This window comes from Sphingomonas sp. PAMC26645 (assembly GCF_004795835.1).
Taxonomy (GTDB): domain Bacteria; phylum Pseudomonadota; class Alphaproteobacteria; order Sphingomonadales; family Sphingomonadaceae; genus Sphingomonas.
In genome coordinates this window covers 906,509-925,616 of record NZ_CP039249.1, presented here as the reverse complement: position 1 = coordinate 925,616, position 19,108 = coordinate 906,509, and the positions used below count along the sequence as shown (strand labels likewise).

Annotated in this window: 22 protein-coding genes; 8 read left to right on the top strand and 14 right to left on the bottom strand. The window is 66.4% G+C overall.

Annotated features, from left to right (window positions below):
* Positions 1 to 24 precede the first annotated feature (24 nt).
* On the top strand, positions 25 to 1,965 hold the full coding sequence (locus tag E5673_RS04460) for an acyltransferase family protein (RefSeq protein ID WP_168711562.1): 1,941 nt from the start codon (positions 25 to 27) through the stop codon (positions 1,963 to 1,965).
* On the opposite strand, the gene E5673_RS04455 is transcribed toward E5673_RS04460, so the two are convergent.
* Positions 1,949 to 3,430 carry an O-antigen ligase family protein gene (locus E5673_RS04455; RefSeq protein ID WP_136189091.1) on the bottom strand — a complete coding sequence of 494 codons (1,482 nt, stop codon included), beginning with the start codon at positions 3,428 to 3,430 and terminating at the stop codon, positions 1,949 to 1,951. The genes E5673_RS04460 and E5673_RS04455 overlap by 17 nt on opposite strands.
* A 336-nt stretch (positions 3,431 to 3,766) precedes the next feature.
* On the opposite strand from E5673_RS04455, the gene E5673_RS04450 reads away from it, so the two are divergent.
* On the top strand, positions 3,767 to 4,270 hold the full coding sequence (locus tag E5673_RS04450) for a MucR family transcriptional regulator (protein ID WP_136189090.1): 504 nt from the start codon (positions 3,767 to 3,769) through the stop codon (positions 4,268 to 4,270).
* A gap of 86 nt (positions 4,271 to 4,356) precedes the next feature.
* Here E5673_RS04450 and E5673_RS04445 read toward each other — a convergent pair whose 3' ends face one another.
* From E5673_RS04445 to E5673_RS04385, 13 genes are all read right to left on the bottom strand, one after another.
* Positions 4,357 to 5,262 carry a flagellar motor protein MotB gene (locus E5673_RS04445; protein WP_136189089.1) on the bottom strand — a complete coding sequence of 302 codons (906 nt, stop codon included), beginning with the start codon at positions 5,260 to 5,262 and terminating at the stop codon, positions 4,357 to 4,359.
* 4 nt (positions 5,263 to 5,266) lie between these two features.
* Positions 5,267 to 6,130, bottom strand: coding sequence for a flagellar motor stator protein MotA (motA, locus tag E5673_RS04440; RefSeq protein WP_056061555.1), 864 nt, complete (start codon positions 6,128 to 6,130; stop codon positions 5,267 to 5,269).
* Between the two features lie 110 nt (positions 6,131 to 6,240).
* Entirely contained in the window at positions 6,241 to 7,161 is a 921-nt protein-coding gene (locus E5673_RS04435; RefSeq protein ID WP_136189088.1) for a flagellin, read from the bottom strand.
* Between the two features lie 5 nt (positions 7,162 to 7,166).
* Positions 7,167 to 8,513, bottom strand: coding sequence for a flagellar hook-associated protein FlgK (gene flgK / locus E5673_RS04430; RefSeq protein WP_136189087.1), 1,347 nt, complete (start codon positions 8,511 to 8,513; stop codon positions 7,167 to 7,169).
* Complete coding sequence (locus E5673_RS04425) at positions 8,510 to 8,839, bottom strand: rod-binding protein (protein WP_136189086.1); 330 nt, start codon at positions 8,837 to 8,839, stop codon at positions 8,510 to 8,512. The genes flgK and E5673_RS04425 overlap by 4 nt, the downstream gene beginning before the upstream one ends.
* The gene (locus tag E5673_RS04420) at positions 8,836 to 9,930 is read right to left on the bottom strand and encodes a flagellar basal body P-ring protein FlgI (protein WP_133020857.1); all 1,095 of its coding nucleotides are present in this window, start codon (positions 9,928 to 9,930) and stop codon (positions 8,836 to 8,838) included. Before E5673_RS04420 ends, E5673_RS04425 begins: the two co-directional genes overlap by 4 nt.
* A 131-nt stretch (positions 9,931 to 10,061) precedes the next feature.
* A complete protein-coding gene (locus tag E5673_RS04415; protein ID WP_136189085.1) occupies positions 10,062 to 10,751 on the bottom strand; it encodes a flagellar basal body L-ring protein FlgH in 690 nt (229 codons plus the stop codon).
* Positions 10,751 to 11,539 carry a flagellar basal-body rod protein FlgG gene (gene flgG, locus E5673_RS04410; RefSeq protein ID WP_056061573.1) on the bottom strand — a complete coding sequence of 263 codons (789 nt, stop codon included), beginning with the start codon at positions 11,537 to 11,539 and terminating at the stop codon, positions 10,751 to 10,753. Before flgG ends, E5673_RS04415 begins: the two co-directional genes overlap by 1 nt.
* A 13-nt stretch (positions 11,540 to 11,552) precedes the next feature.
* On the bottom strand, positions 11,553 to 12,305 hold the full coding sequence (gene flgF, locus E5673_RS04405) for a flagellar basal-body rod protein FlgF (RefSeq protein WP_136189084.1): 753 nt from the start codon (positions 12,303 to 12,305) through the stop codon (positions 11,553 to 11,555).
* Between the two features lie 24 nt (positions 12,306 to 12,329).
* Positions 12,330 to 13,598 (bottom strand): flagellar hook protein FlgE, encoded by a 1,269-nt coding sequence (locus tag E5673_RS04400; RefSeq protein ID WP_056061578.1) that lies wholly within the window; start codon positions 13,596 to 13,598, stop codon positions 12,330 to 12,332.
* Between the two features lie 28 nt (positions 13,599 to 13,626).
* Positions 13,627 to 14,307, bottom strand: a complete 681-nt coding sequence (locus tag E5673_RS04395; RefSeq protein ID WP_136189083.1) for a flagellar hook capping FlgD N-terminal domain-containing protein — start codon at positions 14,305 to 14,307, stop codon at positions 13,627 to 13,629.
* A 2-nt stretch (positions 14,308 to 14,309) separates the two neighbouring features.
* Positions 14,310 to 14,705 carry a flagellar basal body rod protein FlgC gene (gene flgC, locus E5673_RS04390; RefSeq protein ID WP_107952494.1) on the bottom strand — a complete coding sequence of 132 codons (396 nt, stop codon included), beginning with the start codon at positions 14,703 to 14,705 and terminating at the stop codon, positions 14,310 to 14,312.
* Between the two features lie 18 nt (positions 14,706 to 14,723).
* On the bottom strand, positions 14,724 to 15,062 hold the full coding sequence (locus E5673_RS04385) for a flagellar basal body protein (protein WP_281727883.1): 339 nt from the start codon (positions 15,060 to 15,062) through the stop codon (positions 14,724 to 14,726).
* Between the two features lie 590 nt (positions 15,063 to 15,652).
* Between E5673_RS04385 and E5673_RS04380 the strand changes: the two genes are divergently transcribed.
* The 6 genes from E5673_RS04380 to E5673_RS04355 all read left to right on the top strand — a co-directional run bounded on the left by E5673_RS04380 (position 15,653) and on the right by E5673_RS04355 (position 19,105).
* A complete protein-coding gene (locus E5673_RS04380) occupies positions 15,653 to 16,327 on the top strand; it encodes a MotA/TolQ/ExbB proton channel family protein (RefSeq protein ID WP_136189081.1) in 675 nt (224 codons plus the stop codon).
* Positions 16,324 to 16,845 (top strand): hypothetical protein, encoded by a 522-nt coding sequence (locus tag E5673_RS04375; RefSeq protein ID WP_136189080.1) that lies wholly within the window; start codon positions 16,324 to 16,326, stop codon positions 16,843 to 16,845. The genes E5673_RS04380 and E5673_RS04375 overlap by 4 nt, the downstream gene beginning before the upstream one ends.
* Entirely contained in the window at positions 16,842 to 17,336 is a 495-nt protein-coding gene (locus tag E5673_RS04370; protein ID WP_136189079.1) for a flagella basal body P-ring formation protein FlgA, read from the top strand. The genes E5673_RS04375 and E5673_RS04370 overlap by 4 nt, the downstream gene beginning before the upstream one ends.
* Positions 17,337 to 17,436: 100 nt before the next feature.
* Positions 17,437 to 17,733, top strand: coding sequence for a flagellar biosynthesis anti-sigma factor FlgM (flgM, locus tag E5673_RS04365; protein WP_120299615.1), 297 nt, complete (start codon positions 17,437 to 17,439; stop codon positions 17,731 to 17,733).
* Complete coding sequence (locus E5673_RS04360) at positions 17,720 to 18,037, top strand: hypothetical protein (RefSeq protein ID WP_055881695.1); 318 nt, start codon at positions 17,720 to 17,722, stop codon at positions 18,035 to 18,037. Before flgM ends, E5673_RS04360 begins: the two co-directional genes overlap by 14 nt.
* Positions 18,038 to 18,247: 210 nt before the next feature.
* Positions 18,248 to 19,105, top strand: a complete 858-nt coding sequence (locus tag E5673_RS04355) for a lytic transglycosylase domain-containing protein (protein ID WP_136189078.1) — start codon at positions 18,248 to 18,250, stop codon at positions 19,103 to 19,105.
* Positions 19,106 to 19,108: the final 3 nt, after the last annotated feature.

Below are 19,108 nucleotides of genomic sequence, written 5' to 3'. Positions count from 1 at the left end.
GCGCAAGTGGGGGCGTCGGTACAAGTGAGCGAGAGCATAGCGACAGGATCGGCCGCGCACGCAGGCACGCGAACGTCGGCGCCGCAGGACGGACGCGCGCTCCGCTATCGGCCGGATATCGACGGGCTGCGGGCGCTTGCGATCCTGCCCATCCTGCTCCTGCACTGCGGTGTAACCAAGTTGCGGGGCGGGTTCGTCGGGGTCGACATCTTCTTCGTGATCTCCGGCTTCCTCATCACCGCGATCATGGTGCGCGATATCGCCGAGGAACGCTTCTCGATCGCGCGCTTCTATCGCCACCGGATCGTCCGCATCCTGCCTGCGCTGCTCGTGATGATGACCGTCACGCTCGCGATCGGCTGCATGCTCCTGCTGCCCAACCAGTTGCGCGATCTCGGACGCAGCGCGGCGGCGACCAGCGTGTTCGGGTCGAATTTCTATTTCTACCTGACCTCGGACTATTTCGCGGCGGCGTCCGACGCCAAGCCGCTTGTCCATACCTGGTCGCTCGCGGTGGAGGAGCAATTCTACCTGCTCTACCCGGTGTTGTTGTGGTCGCTCCGGAGGCTATCGCGCCAACGTCTCGCGCAAGTGATTGCCGGCCTGGCGCTTGTCTCGTTTGCGGTCGGCGGGTGGGTGGCGACGACCTACCCTTCCGCCGCGTTCTTCCTGCTGCCCGCGCGAATCTGGGAATTGTCGCTTGGCGCGCTGGTCGCGCTTGGCGCCGTACCGACGATCGCGAACCGCTCGATCCGGGCAACCCTGTGCATCCTCGCCATCGCAGTGATCGCCGCGAGCTGCATCGCGATCAGCAGCGGCTGGCCGTTTCCCGTTCCCTTCGCGCTGCCCCCCGCGATCGCGGCCGCGGTGCTGCTGGCGTACGGCGGCGAGGGCCCGACGGCACGACTGCTCGGGGCGTGGCCGCTGCGGACGGTCGGACTGATCTCCTATTCGGTGTATCTCTGGCATCGCCCGATCATCGCCTTCTACCAGATCCGCCACGGCTCGACGCTCGCGCCGGTCGAGACTGTCGGGCTGCTTTGTGCCTCGCTCACTGCGGCATGGCTGAGCTTTGCGCTGATCGAACGTCCGGCAAGCCGGCGCTGGCGCAGCGGATCGGGACTCGTCCCGCACGCCGTCGCGGTCGTGCTGCTCGCGGCAATGGCGATTGCCGGGCTGACGATCGCCGCCAGGGCCGACGACATTCGGCCACTCTCGCCGCGTCAGGCGCTGGCCGCCAGCTATCTCGGCTGGGACTCGACGGAGGCGGGCAAACGGCAATTCAGCACGGATCGCTGCTTCGTCCTGCCGACGGGCCGCGGCTTCTCGCCCGACTGCCTCCGATTGTCGGCGACCAAGCCCAACATCGCGCTGTTCGGCGACAGCCACGGCGCGCATTTCTCGCAAGCGCTGCACACGCTGCTGCCAGGGGCGAACATCATCCAGGTGACTGCGGCGGGCTGTCGGCCGCTGCTGCACGGGAAAGGCCTGCCGACCTGTCGCACGACGATGGACGCCGCGTTCGGCACGCTGGATTTCGCGAGGATCGATACGATCGTGCTCTCCGCACGGTGGCTAGACTTCGAACAGCCGGCGTTGCTCGACACGATCCGCTGGCTGCGGGCGCGTGGCGCGCGGGTCTTGGTGATCGGGCCCTCCGTCGAATACGACGCGGACCTGCCGACCTTGATCGTGCGATCGGACGCGGACGGCGAACCGACGCTCGCGGATCGTTTTCGCCTGCCCGACCGTATCGCGCTAGATCGCGCGATGGCCGGGCCGGTCCGCGCAGCGGGCGCCGACTACGCCTCTGCCATCGACACGGAGTGCAGCGGCACGACCTGCCGCCTGACCACCGCCGATGGCACGCCGCTACACTTCGATCATTCGCACTTCACGCCGGCCGGCGCACAGGCTGCGCTGGCGACGATCCTCGCACGTCACCCGGTCATTCGCCCGCGGTAAGCACCGGGCGATGCTTGCGCTTGCGGCGGCGCAGTTCGCGCATCACGTCGTCGCCCGCCTGCTTCACCGGTGCGGTCCGCTTGTCGTCCATCGTGCAATAATGCGCGAGCGCGACCGCGAAGAAGAAGATCGTGCTGACGATGCCGTCGCGCTCGAACAGGCCGCTCTCGGTGATGTTGTGGCCGATGCAGAACATCAGCATCGCCGAGATCAGCGCGCCCCGCCCCTTCGCGACGTCCGCGCTCGCGAGCAGCCTTCCTAACGGCCATACCGCCATCGCGAAGACCATCAGCAGCACGCCGGGAATACCGACCGTCACGAGCTGGTCGATATACCCCGAATGGCCGACGGTGATCTTGGTGACATAGCCATGGCCGTATTCGAACACCGGGCTGCTGCCCTCGATGTTCCAGAACGACCCGAAGCCTGCGCCGAGCAGGGGATGATCGCCGGCATAGTTCAGCAGCGCCCCCCAGATCTGGCCACGGCCGGTAAATGCCTTTGGCTGGAGGAAGTTGGACTGGACCATGTCGGCATAGGCGCTGGTCAGGAACCAGAAAACCGATCCGACGATCATCAGGATCGGGATGATGTAGCGGCGCAGGCGGATACTGACCGTCTCGAAGACGATGCCGCCGACCGAGGCGAGCACCACCATGCCACCCGACGTCTTCGACTGCGACCGGAACAGGAAATACCCCGCCACCAGGATCGCGAAGATGCGGATCGTCGGCCGGATCCGCTTCGCATCGAACAGGAACATGATGATGCACAACGCACACACCGCGCCGGCGAAGTTCTTGTGCCCGAGAAAGCCGCGCCAATTGCCGATCAGCGCCATCGCCTGCTCTTCGCCCGCAAGATGAATGCCTACCATCGGATCCAGCACGACCACGAAATACGAGATCAGGATCGCGGCGAGCAGCGAATAGCGAAGCAGGTCGACGTTCAGTTGATAGCCGCCGTGCCGGACGAGACTGAACACCATCCACGCGACCAGCGTCGTCAGGAATACACGGCGGAATGCGGTACCCGGGTCGAGCGCCCAGGATACGCTGATCCAGCACCATGCGAGCGCCAGCAGCATCGGCCAGGTGAACGCGACCAGCGACTTCGGACTCGCCGAGGGGCGGATCGCGAAGATCGTGCCGGCCAGGATCGCGAGATAGCCGATCTGTCGTATGGCGCTCCCGTCGCCGCCATTGCCGCCCTCGACATTGGTCATGATCGGACCGAGCATCACCAGGGAAATCAGCGCGATGATAGCGATCCGCAGCGGCATCAGCCGATCGCCGACGCTGCTCAGCATCGGCGCGTCGTCGTCCGCACTGCCCTTGCCGAGCTTGGCGAGCCAGTCGCTGCCCGAATAGGCGTCCGCCTTCGACAGCGCCTTCGCGGTCCCGCCCATGCCGGAGGATCGGTTCGCGCGTTCGGATCGGTTCGCGCCGTCGGGACCTGAAAGCATGCGGAAACTCTCTCGATAGGATGCATCGCAGCTACGACGCGTGCCGAACAGGTTGCGCGATAGCTATCGACGCGGCCGACGATACGCACGCGACCGTCACCCGAGTTCTATCCGCCGCGACGACAGGCGTCCAGCCGTCAGCGCCCGATGATCTCTTCACTGTGCTTGCTTTGTTCATGCTCGGAAACTTGAACTGCGAGCAGTCAAAATGAACCGATCTTCACCCGTTCGCGCTTCCAATGTCGATTTTTACAATTTAATGTGCTGAAAACGTATCTGGATGGTTGAACCCAATGTCGCACGCCGTTACGGCGTCCGCAGACAATGGAGTATACTATGGCCGAAGATACCACCGACCTGAATGCCGTCGAGCTGGCAACAGAATTGACGATCGCATGGCTCGGCAACCCGAATACCCGGAGTTCGGCTGATGACGTTCCCGCGTTTCTCGGCAAGATGCATGAGACCGTCGCGACGTTGCTCGGCACCACGATCGAAGCTGCTCCGGTCGAAGCTGCCGCGGAATACACGCCTGCCGTAACGGCACGCAAATCGCTCGCGTCGAAGGATCACATCATCTCGATGATCGACGGCAAGTCGTACAAGACCTTGCGCCGTCACCTCGCGACGCACGGCATGACGCCGGCCGAGTACCGCGAACGTTATGGCCTGAAGCCCGATTACCCGATGGTCGCCGAGAACTACTCGGAGAGCCGTCGTGCGATGGCGAAGAAGATCGGCCTCGGACGCAAGCCTGGCCCACGCAAGACCGAATCGGCGCCTGCCCAGCAGACGACGACGCGCAAGCGCAAGACGGACACTGCCGCCGCCGCTGAGTAAGCGACACAGCCAGTGACGACAAAAAGGACCGGCGCCTCGCGGCACCGGTCCTTTTTTGTTGCGCGTGCCCTGGGAACACGATGCGGTTACTTGGCGAACAGTCCGCGGCGGTAGAGCAGCGTGATCGCAACGCGACGATTGCGCGGGTCCGCGGGGTCTTTCACGATCAGCGGTTCGCGGTCGGCGACGCCTTCGATCCGCTCGAACCGTTCCTCCGGCGTGCCACCCGACAACAGCCGCCGCCGCGTCGCCTCGGCACGGCCCGAGGACAACATCCAGTTGTTCATCGCGCGCGGGTCGCCATACGGCACGCTGTCGGTGTGACCGCGGATCATGATCGGGTTCTGCATGCCCTGCACCGAGCCTGCGATCATCCCGATCAACGCCGACGCTTCCGGATCGAGCGCGGTCGTGCCGAGCGCGAACATCGAATAGTCCGCGTCGTCGACCAGATCGATCCGCATGCCGTCTTGGGTCGGCACGAAGCGGACATGGTTTTGCAGCCGCGACAGTTTCGCATTGCCCGACATCTCGCCGAGCACGCGCCGACGCAGAGCCTGGAAATTCTTCTGGTCTTCCTTGGTCAGCGCATCGCGGCTCTTCAGCGAACCCTTGGGCCCCGTCCCCGCCGACGGCCCACCAAGCCCGGCATCGGGAATAGCCAGTTGCGCCATGCTGGTCTGACCAGGCTTCGGCCCGATGCGATTCTTGTCGAGGATCGATTCGCCGCCGAACAGCCCCCCGCCGCCAATGCCGAGCGAACGCGTGTTGAGGATGGTCGGCGCAAAGTAATCGGCGATGCCCTTGCGCTGTTTCTCGGTGGTCGCGCCGACGATCCACAGCAACAGGAAGAACGCCATCATCGCGGTCACGAAATCGGCGTACGCGACTTTCCACGCACCGCCGTGATGGCCGCCATGCCCCTCGATATAGATCTTCTTGACGATAACCTTTGGCGGCTGGTTCGTCCCATGAGGCGCGCGCGCGGCCACGACGTTACTTGCCCCTCAGCCCGTCGAAGACTTCGGCGAAGCCTGGCTGGTTCTTGTGCGCGATGCCCGAGCGTGCGGCCTCGATCACCAGCGGCTGCGGGTGGCCGTGCAGGGAAGCGATGATGATCTGCTTCACCACGTCGTAGATCGACGCATCGGCATCAAGCACCTGCTTTAACCGGTTCGCGAGCGGCGCGACGATACCGTAGGCGAGCAGCACGCCCATGAACGTGCCGACCAGCGCCGAGCCGATCATCGCACCCAGGATCGACGGCGGCTTGTCGATCGAGCCCATCGTCTTCACCACGCCGAGCACCGCGGCGACGATGCCGAGCGCCGGCAGCGCGTCGGCGAGGCTCGCGAGCGTCCCGTGCGCGGCCTCCTCCTCGTGATGATGCGTCTTGATCGAGTGGTCCATCACCTCCTCGACCGCATGCACGTCGAGCGTACCGGACGACACCACGACCAGGCGCAGCGTATCGGCGATCAGGTTGACGAGCGCCTTGTCCTTGAGGAGCTTCGGGTATTCCGCGAACACCGCGGAGGACTGCGGATCCTCGACATGCGGTTCGAGCGCGATCGGGCCGTCCATCCGCAGCATCTTCATCAGCTTGCTGACGAGGAAGATGACGTCGAGATAGTCCTGCTTCTTGTACTTCGGACCCTTGAAGACCTTCCCGAGCCCGGCGCCAAGCCCCTTCAGCTCCTTGCCCGAATTGCCGATGATCAGCGCGCCGGCGGCGGCACCGCCGATGATCAGCATCTCGTGCGGGATCGCCTCCATGACGGGGCCGAGCGCGCCGCCGGTGAACGCGAATCCGCCAAACACCATGACGAGCAGGACGACGATGCCGATGACCGGAAACATGGTGTTCGAATTCCCCCAGGGCCGACAGCGGCACTTGCGTCGCCACAGAATTAACCGCCTTTGGTAGCCAACCGGTTACCAAGACGACGTCGCGCGCGATTAAATTCGGATCAGCGCAGATAATCGAACAGCGACAGCGCCGAGAGCTTCGAGAAGCTCGCCTGCGTCGCCGACAAGATCGTCATCGTCTTCTGCAACTCGACCACCGTCGTGGTGATGTCGGTATCTTCCAGCCCCGACCGGGTCGCCTCGCGGTCGGCCGCGACATCGGTCAGACGCGAAGCCTGCAGATCGACACGCGCGGCGCGAGCCCCGAGCGAGGCCTGCACCGTCGACACCTGATCCGACGCCGCGCTGATGTCGGCGAGCGACGTATCGAGCGAACTCGCCTTGAAATCGTCCGACTGCAGCGCACTCGCGATCGCCGAGAGCATCGCCAGCGTATTGGTACCGCCCTCAATGCTGCCATCCGGCTTGGCCTTGCCGCCGACGGTGAAGATACGCGCGGCCGTCTCGTTTGCCTGGACGGTCTGGCCGTCGCCGATCGGGATGCCCGACACCGGCTTCGACGCGAGCGCGTAGGTCCCGCCCGCAGCGACCGCAGGCGCACCGTCGGCGCCGCCGAACAGCGCTTGCCCGCGCGCGTCCTTCGCATTGGCGAGATTGGTCAGCGTCGCGACGAGGCCGGCGATCTGTTCGCCGATCGCCTTGCGGTTCGCCGCGTTCAGCGTGCCGGTCTTCGCCTGCGTCACCAGCTCGGTCGCGCTCTGCAACTGGTCGCTGATCGCGGAGAGGCTGGTGTCGCCCTGCTTCAACACCGATTCGGCGGTGCCGAGATTGGCGGCATACGCCTTGTCGTCGACGGCATCGCGCTTGATCCCGGCGAGCCGCTGATACGCGGCGCTGTCCGACGAGGGCGCCGACAGCTTGGTCCCGGTCGATATCTGGTTCTGCAACGACTCCGCCTTGGCACCGAGCGATGTCATCGACGCCGAAGCGCGGTCGTAGAAGAGGCGAGTCGCGATCTGCATGGACGTTACCGTAGATCGAGGATGGTCTGGAGCGTGTCGCGCGCGGTCTGGATCACGCGGCTCGACGCCTGATAGGCCTGCTGGAAGCGCAGTAGGTCGACCGCTTCGCTATCGAGATCGACACCCGACGCGGACGCAAGCGAGCTCACCGCGCCGTCGCGGATTGCAGCCTGCGCATCGGCGACGACCTTGCGCTGTTCGAGCGCGGCGGCGTTGCCGGCGATCAGCGTCGTGGTGCGCGTCTCGAAGCCACCGCTGCTGCGGACTCCCTGCAACGCGGAGAGATTGGATGCGTCACGCTTGCCGCCGGTCGCGCTCGCCGCAGCGATCCCGCGTCCGTCGGCGAGTGCGACAGAGATGTCGGTCGGCGTGCCACCGGTGGCGAACATCGCCGCTCCCGCATTGCCGTCGAGATCGCGACCCTGCGCCTGCACCGCGTTGATCTTGCTCGTGAAGTCGGTGGCGATCGCATTGAGCGACCCGCGCGCCGCGGCGATCCGCTGCGCCCCTTCCGCGAACCCGGCGAGCGCGCCACCGGTTGGCGACAGCGCAGACGTGACGTTGCCGCGCGTCACCGCGAACTGGACCGCGCCCTCGTCGTTCCGCGCATAGGACGCCTGCGCGCTCTCGCCGCCCGCGACGAAGACCGAGCCCGCCGCGCCACCGAGCCGGACGGTCGTCCGCCCGAGATCGTCGAACGACGTGGTAATATCGGTGATCGTGCTCATCTGCTCGAGCATCTGGTCGCGCTGGTCGGCGAGTTGCGCCGCGGTCGACGATCCCGGCGCGGTGCGCGCGATGCCGTCGTTGATCTTGGCAAGCGCAGTGCCGAGCGCATTGAGCGACTGCACCGCCTGCGATGCGGTCGAATCGAGATCGGCCGCCGCGGTATCGAGCGCTGCGCCGGTCGCGGTGAACGCCGCGGCCGCCGTACCGGCCGATTCGAGCATTACCGCACGCGCCGGTTCCGAGGTCGGATCGGCCGCGAGTTTTTGCGCCGAGGTAAAGAAGCTGGTGAGCCGGTCGCCAAGCTGGTTGTTGCCCAGCGCCGTCTCGATCCGGGTCATCCAGGTGACGCCGGCTTCGGTCTTGGCGAGATCGGTGCCCGCCGAGCGGACCGCCTGCGACCGGTATGCGTCGGCGCTGCGGCCGATCCCCGTGACCGTGACGCCGTTGCTGCTGACCGACTTTTGCGCGTTCAGCCCGCCATTGACCGAAGACACTTCGGAAAGCGTCGTCGTCCGCCGGGTATAGCCCGCATTGCCGGTGTTCGCGATGTTCTCCGACACCGTGGACAGCGCGGTCTGGTACGCGCGCACGCCCGAGGCGCCGATCGAAAGGAGATCGCTCATGGCGGCGAGTCTGCCGCGCCCTGGTTAAGATCGGATTGAGACTTGGCGAGAAAATCGGTCATCGCCTTGCCGATGCCGAGCGGCGTGTGCTCGGCCATCGACTTCGCGATCAGCCCGTCCTGCATGTCGGTGAAGGTGTCGATCGCCTTCGAATCGAACAGCGGGTCAGCGAGTTTCGCCTGGCGCATGCTCTTCAGCATCATGCCGGTGAAGACCGCCTCGAACTTCTCGCCCGCCTTGTCGAGATTGTCCTTCGACTTGAGGCGGCTCGTATCGGTCGAGATCCCGGTCGTGGGCGTGGTTGCGGGTGCGTTGAGCGGGCTCACAGGACGATCAACTCGGCCTTGAGCGCGCCGGCTTCCTTCAGCGCCTCGAGGATCGCGACCAGATCGGCCGGCGAAGCGCCGATCGCGTTGACCGCCTTGACGATGTCGGCGAGCTTGGGGCCGGGGTTCAGCAGGAACATCGGGCGACGCTCCTCCTCGACCGCGACGCGGCTGTTCGGGGTGATCGCGGTCTGGCCCTGGCTGAACGGCGCTGGCTGACTGACCTGCGGCTTCTCGTCGATCCGCACCGTCATCTTGCCGTGCGTGATCGCCGCAGGCCCCACGCGGACCGCCGAATTGATGACGACGGTGCCGGTGCGCGCGTTGACGATCACCTTGGCGGATGGTTCGGCAGAGACGACGTCGAGATTCTCGATCGTCGACATCAGCGTGGCGCGGATATCGGCGCCGATCGGTGCGCGAACCGCGACCGAGACCGCGTCGATCGCCTGCGCGCTGCCGAAGCCAAGCTTCGAGTTAATGGCGCCGGCAACGTTCTGCGCGGTCGTGAAATCCGCACGCGCAAGGTTGAAGGTGAGCGTCGGCGCGCTGTCGAACCCGGTCGCCACCGCGCGTTCAACGGTGGCCCCTTCGGGAATGCGTCCGGTCGAGGGCACGTTGACGACGATCTTCGACCCGTCCGCGCCTTCTGCACCCAGCCCGCCGACCGCGAGGTTGCCCTGCGCCATCGCATAGATCTGGTTATCGGCCCCGAGCAGCGGCGTCATGATCAGGCTGCCGCCGCGGAGCGACTTGGCCTTGCCCATCGATGCGACGGTGATGTCGAGACGCTGCCCGGGCTTGGCGAACGGCGGCAGTTCGGCGGTGATCATCACGACCGCCGCGTTCTTCATGCCGGGGTTCGCGGACGGCGGCAGCTGCAGGCCGAAGCGCGAGGCAACGGCCTTCAGCGACTGCACGGTGTATTCGAGGTTGTCGTCGCCCGTGCCTGGCAGGCCGACGACGATGCCGTAGCCGGTCAGCTGGTTCGAACGGATACCCTGGAACCCGCCCAGGTCCTTGATGCGGTCGGCCGAGGCTGGCGCGGCGATCAGGCAACCGGCGAGGATAGTCAGGAGAAAGCGGATCATGGGAAACCTCAAGCCGGAGCGCGTGCCCTCACCCTTCGCCGCCTTCGGCGTCTCTCCCTCTCCCCTGAGGGGAGAGGGAAGGGGCCCGGCCGGCGCTTGCCGGGTGGGAAGGGTGAGGGCACGCCGGACCATCAAAACGGGCTGACGACGGAGAAGAAGCGGCTGAGCCACCCCTGGCGGCCGGCGCGGGCGACGTCGCCCTTGCCGGTGTACGAGATCTGCGCGTCGGCGACGCGGGTGGACAGGACGCGGTTGTTCGCGTCGACGTCAGCGGTGCGGACGAGGCCCTTGATCTTCAGGAACTCGTCGCCGCGGTTGAGCGTGACGCGCTTCTGGCCCTGCACCAGCATCGTCCCGTTGGGATAGACTTGCGCCACCGTGACGCTGACTTCGCCCGACAGCGAATTGGTCTGGTCGGCCGCGCCTGTACCGTTGAAACTACGCCCGCCGCTCAGCGTCGCGTCGCTCTTGTTGAACAGGTTGAGGAAGCCGGTGGTCGGCGGCGTGATGCTACCCGAGCCGTTGCTGTCGAGCTTCGACCCCGACGACTTCGACGCCGCAGTGCGCTCGACGAGCACGATCGTCAGCGGATCGCCGACTTTGCGCGCGCGCCAGCCTTCGTACAGCGCGGCGTAACCGTCCTGCGCCTGGAAGATCGAGCCCGTGGCGACGACCGGTACCGGCTGCACCGGCAAGGGCCGCGCGACCGAGAAGTCCTCGGGCGGTGCCTTCTTGCCGAACAGGCTGGCGTCCGCGGACGATGCGCCGAGACCGGCGATGACGAACGTGCCGGCAAGTGCGGCGATATGAGCGGTGCGCATCACAGGTTCTGGTTGACGTATTTGAGCATGTCGTCGGTCGCCGAGATCATCTTCGAATTGACCTCGTACGCGCGCTGCGTCTCGATCATGTCGACCAGCTCCTCGACGACGTTGACGTTCGACGCCTCGAGCATGCCCTGCTTGATGCCGCCACGACCGTCCTGGCCGGCGACGCCGACATTGGCTGCGCCACTGGCTGCGGTCTCGACGAGGTAATTGTCGCCGGTCGCCTGGAGCCCTGCCCCGTTCGGGAAGCTGGCGACCTGGATCTGGCCGATCTGCGACGCCTCGGTCTGGCCGGGGACCATCGCCGACACGGTGCCGTCGCGGCCGATCGTGATCCCCGTCGTCCCCTCGGGCACGGTGATGCCGGGCTGCACCTGATAGCCTTCGCTGGTGACCAGCAGGCCCTCCGCTGAGCGCGAGAAATTGCCGGCGCGGGTGTAGCCAAGCGTGCCGCCGGGCATCTGCACCTGGAAATAGCCGTCGCCGTCGAGCGCGAGGTCGAGGCTGTTGCCGGTCGTCTGCATCGCGCCCTGCGTGTCGATCCGCGCGGTGCCCTGGATACGGACGCCGGTGCCGAGGTTGAGCCCGGTCGCGTATTTGGTCTCGGCGGTGCTCTGCGTGCCGGGCGTCGTGACGGTCTGGTAGGCGAGCGTCTCGAACGCCGCACGGTCCTTCTTGAAGCCCGTCGTGTTCACGTTGGCGAGGTTGTTCGAGATGACGCGCATGCGCATGTCCTGGGCGTCGAGCCCGGTGCGCGCGATATGCATGGCTGCGGATGACATTCGTCTGTTCCTTCTAGCTCGGCAGGCGCATCAGCGATGCACCGCTTTCGTCGATTTCCTTGGCGGATTTCATCATGTTGGCCTGGACTTCGTAGCTGCGCTGGTTCTCGATCATGTCGACCAGCGCCTGCGTCATGTTGACGTTCGATCCCTCGATCGCGCCGCCCTGAACCTTCGCGTCCATATCCTCGGGCAGCGCCCCGCCGCCGCGCACGCGCAGAAGGTTGTCGAGGCCCTTGACCGTGTCCGACCCCTTGGTGTCGGCGAGCTTGAGCTTGTCGATCACCTGCGTATCCTTCGCATCGCCACCCTGCGGCACGATCGAGATCGTCCCGTCGGAGGAGATCGTCAGCGACTGATAGGGCGGCAGGGTGATCGGCCCCCCCGAACCGATCACCGGATGCCCGTCGCCGGTCTGCAGCACGCCCGACGGCGCAACCTCCAGGTCACCGCGGCGGGTGTACGCCTCGGATCCGTCCGACGCCTGCACCGCCAGCCATGCGGTGGTGCCGGTGATCGCGACGTCGAGCGGACGCCCGGTCAACTGGATCGCGCCGGGCGATCGATCGGCGTCGGTCACCTCTTCCGACGTCGGCGCGCGCGCCTCGATCGTCGAGCCGTCGCCCTTCAGGTTGAGCCGGTCGAACACCACGCGGTCGGCGCGGAAGCCGGTGGTCGACGCGTTCGCCATGTTGTTGGCGATCGCCGCCTGCGCCGCCATGTGCGCGCGCAGGCCCGTCGCCGCGGTGTAGACCAGCTTGTCCATTCAGGGTCCCCTGCTCGCTTTTGCTTAGCTGCGGATGTTGAAGATGGTTTCGGAGATCTGGTTGGCGGTATCCAAGGCCTTCGAGTTCGCCTGGAAATTGCGCTGTGCCGCGATCAGGTTGACCAGCTCCTCGGTGATGTCGACGTTCGATCCCTCGATCGTCCCCGACATCAGCTTGCCGAAACCGTTGGTGTCCGCCGAGCCGAGCTTCGCCGAGCCGGAGATGCCCGTCGACTGCCAATAGCTGCTGCCGAGCTGGCGCAGGCCTTCGGGGTTGGAGAAGTTCGCGAGCATCACCTGCCCGAGCACCTGCGTGTCGCCGTTCGAGAAGCTCGCATTGACGAGGCCCTTCTCGTCGACCGTCACGCCTTGGATCTGGCCGACCGCCTTGCCGTCCTGCGTGCGCGAAGCGACGTTGAACGCGCTCGACAGCTGCGTCGTGCCGCTGCCGAAGGTGAAGGCGATCGCCTGGGGATCGGTCGAGTTCGCGGTGGTGAACTGGTCGAACTTGATCGCGGCGGTCGGCGCGGTCATCTTGCCGGTCGGGTCGAACGTCATTGCCGTCCCGGCGGTGCCGTTCGTCGTCAGCTCCTTGTCGCCGACGAAGCTGTGGACTTCCCAGGTGCTGTTCGCGTTGGTCGTGGTCGGCGCCGAGGTGCGCTTGAAATAGTTGGTCAGCGTCATCGCGTTGCCGCTGGCATCGTACACCGTGGTCTGCGCGGACTGGTTGTAGCTCGACGGATCGAACCGGTCGAACGTCGCCGTCGTCGGCAACGCCGAATTGGCGTTGAGGTTGAGGGTCATCGTAACCGCCGAAGTCGGCACCGGCGTCCCGCTCGTCTCCGGCAGGCGTAGGCTCACCGCGGAATCGGAGCCGGTCGCAACCACCGCGCCCGAGCCGTCGACCGGGAACACCTGCAGATGCGAGCCCTGCGAGTCGACCACATAGCGGTTCGAATCGACCAGGAAGCCGCCGTTGCGCGTATAATTGATCGAGGCGGATTCGATGCTCGGCTTGACCGCGAAGAAGCCGTCGCCCGACACCGCAAGATCGAGGCTGTTCGAGGTTTGGATCAGGCTGCCTTGCGCGAACTGCTGGCGATTGGCCTGGACGATCGCACCCGAACCGATCTGCTGCGACGGCGCGACCGACACGCTCGAGGCGATGACGTCGGCGAATTCGGTGCGGCTCTTCTTGAAGCCGTTGGTGGCGACGTTCGCGAGGTTGTGCGAGATCGTCGACATCTCGGCTTGCGAGGCCTGAAGACCCGAGAGCGAAGTATAGAAGGACATGGCGATTTAGCTCCTGGAAACTCTGGGTTCAGCCGATCTGGCGGACGGCGCTGGCGGGAATCTCGCCGAGGCCGGGAAGCGTGAGGATGGCGGCGCCGGTGGTGGTCGACACCGACTGGACGGGGGACCAGACCAGGCCGGTCGCGCCGACCGTGGTGCCGGCATTCTGCGCGTTGACCTGAACCGTGAACGGGCCGTTGCCGGTTTCCGCACCGGCAGCGTCCTTGCCGTCCCAGTCGTAGCCGATCGTGCCCTTGGCCTGCTTGCCGAGCGACATGGTCTTCAGGACCGCGCCGTTCGCGTCGCTGATCGTGACGTTGACGTCGGTCGCGGCGCCGGCCAGCTCGACCGAACCGGCGATGCCGCCGGCTGCGCGACCATAAGCGGTGCTGCCCGGGGTCAGAACGGTCTTGCCGACATAGGACAGCGCGTCGCTGGTGCTGGTGACGCCCAGCTTGTCGGCGATCGCCTTCATCGTCGTGTTCATCTCGGAGATGCCCGAGGTGGTCGAGATCTGCGCCATCTGCGCGACCATCTGAGTGTTGTCGACCGGGTTGAACGGGTCCTGGTTCTGCATCTGCGCGGTCATCAGCTTCAGGAAATCGGACTGACCGAGCGACGTCGACGACTTGGTCGTGGTGGTCGCCGCAGCCGCCGAGGAGCGCGTGATGCCGAGGTTGGAGAGCGTGGTATCGAAGGAGGTTGCCATGATCAGCGGCCTAGCTTGAGGGTATCGATGATGAGCGACTTGGCGGTGTTCATCACTTCGATGTTGTTCTGATAGCTGCGGGCGGTCTCCATCATGTCGACCATCTCGCGGGTTTCATCGACCGCCGCCTCGAAGATGTTGCCATCCTTGTCGGCCATCGGGTTGTCTGGGTCGTAGCGCTTGGTTGGCGCTTCACCGGCTGTGACGACGCGCTCGACGTCGACCGTGGACATGCCGCTCGCCGCGTCGAAGCTGGTGCGGAACACCGGCTTCATCGTCTTGTACGCGGTCTCGGCGGAGCCCGTGGTGCCGCCGGCATTGGCGAGGTTGGACGCCGTGGTGTTCATCCGGACGAGCTGCGCGGACATCGCGCGGCCGGCGACCTGGAAGATCGTCATGGGCTGGTTGGACACGCCTTATTCCCCCTTCAGCGCACGGGTGATCTGGCCGATCCGCCCGTTCAGGAACGACAGCGTCGTCTGGTACTGGACGGCGTTCTCGGCGAACGCGGTCTGCTCCTGGCTCAGCTCGACGGTGTTGCCGTCCATCGAGGTCTGCGTCGGGATGCGGTATTTCGTGGCCGCATTGGTGCCGCCGTCATTCTCGACCGACGCGAGCGCCGACTGGAAATCGATGTCGCGCGCCTTGAAGCCGGGCGTCGAGGCGTTGGCGATGTTCGACGCCAGCACACCCATGCGCTGCGAGCGCACCTCGAGTGCCGCCCCGTGAACTCCGAAAAGCGTGTCGCCTGACACAAGCCCATCTCCTGGCGCACCCATTGCGCAACCGGACTTAAGCAATGGGCGTGCCAGTTTTCGTGGCGAGGGTGGCGGATGGTGGTTTGCCGGGTGGTGGAGGGCGGGCGGCAAGGGGAGCGGCAAGAGATTGCCGGTGTTGCAGGGGTGGACGGCAAGGGGGTTGCCGGTTGGCGTGTTTGGGGCGGCAAACCGAACCACTGCCTCCTGCCTCACTATGTTTCCCCGCGAAGGCGGGGACCCAGTCTGGGCTCCCGCCTTCGCGGGAGAACAAGGAAGCGGGTGCTGCTGCTCACCCACTGCCACCACCCCCGCGAAGGCCGGGGCCCAATTGGAAAGGTCGCAGCAACAAAGCGTACCCTCAGTTAACGACGTCTCCCAATTGGGCCCCGGCCTCCGCCGGGGTGGAGATATGAGCAAAAGCACCCTTCTCCCCCCTCCCTCGTGAAGGGAGGGGTCGGGGGTGGGTGGGCCGCTTGGCGAACTCCAGGGCCTGCAACGAGCCCACCCACCCCTAGCCCCTCCCTTCACGAGGGAGGGGAACAGAAGACTACACCAATCCGGCACACCCCTTGCATCACCCCACGCACATGATCACGCTCGCCCAACTCCTCGACCCCGCAGCACTCGCCATCGTCGCCGGCGGCACGACGCTGGCCGTCATCCTCCGCACCCCCTTGCGCGATCTCGGCCGCGCACTAGCCGCCGTCACCACGCTCGGTCGCGGACGGTTCGATGCCGATCCACTGCTGCTCCAGATCACCGCCCTCGCCCGCATCGCCAAGCGCCACGGCGTCATGGCGCTCGATCGCTCGGTCATCACCGACGCGGACGTCGCCGCGGGCATCGCCGCGATCGTCGACGGCGCCTCCGCAACCGACGTCGCGACACTCGTCCAACACCGCCGCCGCGCCCGCATCGAACGCCACGTCGCCGCCGCCGACGTCTGGGCCGGTGCCGCCGAAGTTGCACCGGCGATGGGCATGGTCGGCACGCTGATCGGCCTCGCGCAGATGTTCGCGACGATGAGCGATCCCGGCGCGATCGGTGGTGCGATGGCGGTGGCGCTACTCGCGACGCTGTACGGCGCGCTGTTCGCCAATTTGCTCTTCATGCCGATCGCCAACCGCCTCCGTGCGCAAGGGCGTAACGAGGCGTTCGAGCGGGCACGCATTGAATCACCGCTCGTGGCGCTTGCCGAACGCGAGACGCCGCGCGGCTATGTCGCGCCCAGTTCGACGCCGACGCTGGCAACCGTCGCATGAACGCCAGCGAATATCCCGACGCGCCGACCGGCAAGCCGCTCTGGCTGATCACGCTCGCCGATCTCGCCCTGTTGCTCGTCGGCTTCCTCGTGCTCCTGCAAGCCACGCAACATATCGGCGGCAAGGATCTGGCCAAGGGTATCCGCGCAGGCTTCGGCGCGAACGACACCGAGCCGACGCCGATGCCCGTCGCGGCCGCCGGCATCCTCGATTTCGCGCCCGGCTCGGCGATCCTGCCGACCACGCCGGGGGCGCTCGTCGCGTGGGCGCGGGAAGCGGCGCGCGACCCGCGCGTGATGCTCACCGTCACCGGCTCGACCGACGGCACGCCCGGCGATATCGACCGCGTTACCGGCAGCGCCGCGATTCTCGCCGCCGACCGCGCGCGCACCGTCGCCGCCGCGCTCGCCGCCGTCGCGCCGTCTCGCGTCGCCATCGTCACCGCCACCAAGCCCGGCCGCCGCGCCGCCATCGTCTCCGTCGCCTTTGTCGGCGAAGCCCCAAGGACCGCTCAATGATCATCCCGTTCCTGCTCATGGCCGCAAGCTTCCAGGATACCGCCGCGCTCGACGCTGCGGTCGCCGCGTTTACCGGCCGCCCGACTGGTGCAGAGGGGGGCGCGCGCACGCCGGTCGACGCGCGGCTGCGGCTCGCGACCTGCCCGACTGTGTCGCTGTCGTGGCGCTCCGAACAGCATGACGCGGTCGTCGTCTCGTGCGCCGGCCCCGCGTGGCGGATCTTCGTACCCGTCATCCGACCGGCTAATGCGCCGGCCGCGGTGGCCGCTTCGTTCGCCCCCGCCGCGAAGGCTGCACCCGTCATCAAGCGCGGCGATCCGATCGTGATCGAGGCGGGCACGGAGGGATTCTCGATCAGCCGCGAAGGCGTCGCGATGGGCGATGCCGCGCCCGGCGGGCGCTTCATGGTCAAGGTCGACGACACCCGCACGCCGGTTCAGGCGATCGCCGTCGATGCCGGTCGCGCGACGCTGCCCGGTTGGTCGAACTGAGCCTGATCGAACTAATTTCAGACGAACAGATTAATTTTGCTAAAGGTTTTGCCGGTGCGGCCGTTTCTCCTGATGTCAGCGCAAACCAGAGGATGCGGACATGGTGGACTCGATCGGCGCGAAGCCGTCAGTAGCAGGAGATCGTTCCGTCGCGCGCATCGCCGCGGCGACGCCGACGACGGTCGTACAGACGCCGGTTCTGCCCAGGCAGATTTCGGTGGTGCCGGAATCGATCGCGCTCGCCAAGTCGATGGCCGCCTCGCCGCCGATCGACGCGAGTCGCGTCGCCGCGATCAAGAAGGCGATCGCGACAGGCACCTTCCCGATCCTCCCCGCGACCATCGCCGATCGCCTGATGGCGCTTCGCCTGGACTGGAATTCCAATGAAACGGCGTGATGCCCTGATCCGCGTGATCGACGCGCTGCATGCCGAGATCGCCGCGCTGAAGTCGAACGACGTCGCCAGCCTGGAGCGCGCGACCGCGGACAAGCTCGCCGGGATCGAACAGGTCGCGCTGCTCGGCACCGGGCCCGCGGGCACCGAGATCCGCGAGCTGGCCGACGAGGCGAACCGGCTCAACGAGACCTGCCGGATCTATACGAACCTGATGGCGGCAAATGTTCGCCGCCGCCTGCAAACCCTGACCGGCGACGGTGCCGTTGCCGGGTATCGGCCGGGGTTGAGGGCGGCGTACGCTTAATTCTTACGCCCCTCCCTGGAAGGGAGGGGTTAGGGGTGGGTCGGCTTCCGCAAACTCCGAACCGTAGAGGCTCAAGCCGGCCAACCCACCCCCTGCCCCTCCCTTCCAGGAAGGGGAGACCGTCGCGGATCGAACGATCGTAGCGGCAACCCCGAAAACTGGCACGCCCCTTGCTGAGCATCCCCTGAACCAGGGGCACCGCACACGGGCATGACCGTCAATCCTATCACTACCGGCCGGATCCAATCCGCGATCGCGCTTGCGAGCAGCAAGACGGGCGTGGATTTCGACTATCTGCTGGGCCAGGCGAAGCTCGAGAGCGGGCTCAACGCCAACGCCAAGGCCGGCACGTCGAGCGCATCCGGTCTCTACCAGTTCATCGAACAAAGCTGGCTCTCCGTCGTCAAGAAGCACGGCGCGGAGCACGGCATGGCGTGGGCCGCGAACAGCATCGGCCAGTCGTCGAGCGGCCGCCTCTCGGTCGGCGATGCCGGCACCAAGGCGGCGATCCTCGCGCTGCGCAACGATCCCAACGCCGCCTCGCTGATGGCCGCCGAATACGCCTCGGACAACAAGGCGTCGCTCGAAGGCACGCTGAACCGCCCTGCGTCCGGCACCGATCTCTACATGGCGCACTTCATGGGTCTCGGCGGCGCGACCAAGTTCCTCAAGACGATGCAGGCCAACCCGCAGGCGAGCGGCGCGGCGCTGTTCCCCGCTGCCGCCCGCGCGAACCACAACGTCTTCTACGATTCGCACAATCAGCCGCGCACGCTGTCGGCGATCTACGACCGCTTCGCCGACAAGCTCGGCGGTGCCGCCGCCGGGGCAAGCGCGACCGCGACGCCCGCCAACTACGCCGCGCAGGCGCTCGAGCTGGGGGGCGACATGAACGGCAGCACGGTCATCACCGGCAACAACGAAAGCGCCGACGACGCGCTGGCGTGGGCGACCACCGCGATGGGCAGGTTCACCGGCAAGACGACGCAGGCCGCCGCCAGCATCCTGCGCCCGACCCCCGACACCGCGCGCCTAGCGTACATGATGCTCGCACGGCTGGGCGGCTAAGCG

Bases quoted from the DNA above. Each gene is read 5' to 3' on its own strand.
- E5673_RS04455 (WP_136189091.1), bottom strand. From the start codon at position 3,430: ATGCTTTCAGGTCCCGACGGCGCGAACCGATCCGAACGCGCGAACCGA.
- E5673_RS04450 (WP_136189090.1), top strand. From the start codon at position 3,767: ATGGCCGAAGATACCACCGACCTGAATGCCGTCGAGCTGGCAACAGAA.
- motA (WP_056061555.1), bottom strand. From the start codon at position 6,130: ATGTTTCCGGTCATCGGCATCGTCGTCCTGCTCGTCATGGTGTTTGGC.
- E5673_RS04435 (WP_136189088.1), bottom strand. From the start codon at position 7,161: ATGCAGATCGCGACTCGCCTCTTCTACGACCGCGCTTCGGCGTCGATG.
- flgK (WP_136189087.1), bottom strand. From the start codon at position 8,513: ATGAGCGATCTCCTTTCGATCGGCGCCTCGGGCGTGCGCGCGTACCAG.
- E5673_RS04420 (WP_133020857.1), bottom strand. From the start codon at position 9,930: ATGATCCGCTTTCTCCTGACTATCCTCGCCGGTTGCCTGATCGCCGCG.
- E5673_RS04415 (WP_136189085.1), bottom strand. From the start codon at position 10,751: ATGCGCACCGCTCATATCGCCGCACTTGCCGGCACGTTCGTCATCGCC.
- flgG (WP_056061573.1), bottom strand. From the start codon at position 11,539: ATGTCATCCGCAGCCATGCATATCGCGCGCACCGGGCTCGACGCCCAG.
- flgF (WP_136189084.1), bottom strand. From the start codon at position 12,305: ATGGACAAGCTGGTCTACACCGCGGCGACGGGCCTGCGCGCGCACATG.
- E5673_RS04400 (WP_056061578.1), bottom strand. From the start codon at position 13,598: ATGTCCTTCTATACTTCGCTCTCGGGTCTTCAGGCCTCGCAAGCCGAG.
- E5673_RS04395 (WP_136189083.1), bottom strand. From the start codon at position 14,307: ATGGCAACCTCCTTCGATACCACGCTCTCCAACCTCGGCATCACGCGC.
- flgC (WP_107952494.1), bottom strand. From the start codon at position 14,705: ATGACGATCTTCCAGGTCGCCGGCCGCGCGATGTCCGCGCAGCTCGTC.
- E5673_RS04380 (WP_136189081.1), top strand. From the start codon at position 15,653: ATGATCACGCTCGCCCAACTCCTCGACCCCGCAGCACTCGCCATCGTC.
- E5673_RS04375 (WP_136189080.1), top strand. From the start codon at position 16,324: ATGAACGCCAGCGAATATCCCGACGCGCCGACCGGCAAGCCGCTCTGG.
- E5673_RS04370 (WP_136189079.1), top strand. From the start codon at position 16,842: ATGATCATCCCGTTCCTGCTCATGGCCGCAAGCTTCCAGGATACCGCC.
- flgM (WP_120299615.1), top strand. From the start codon at position 17,437: ATGGTGGACTCGATCGGCGCGAAGCCGTCAGTAGCAGGAGATCGTTCC.
- E5673_RS04360 (WP_055881695.1), top strand. From the start codon at position 17,720: ATGAAACGGCGTGATGCCCTGATCCGCGTGATCGACGCGCTGCATGCC.
- E5673_RS04355 (WP_136189078.1), top strand. From the start codon at position 18,248: ATGACCGTCAATCCTATCACTACCGGCCGGATCCAATCCGCGATCGCG.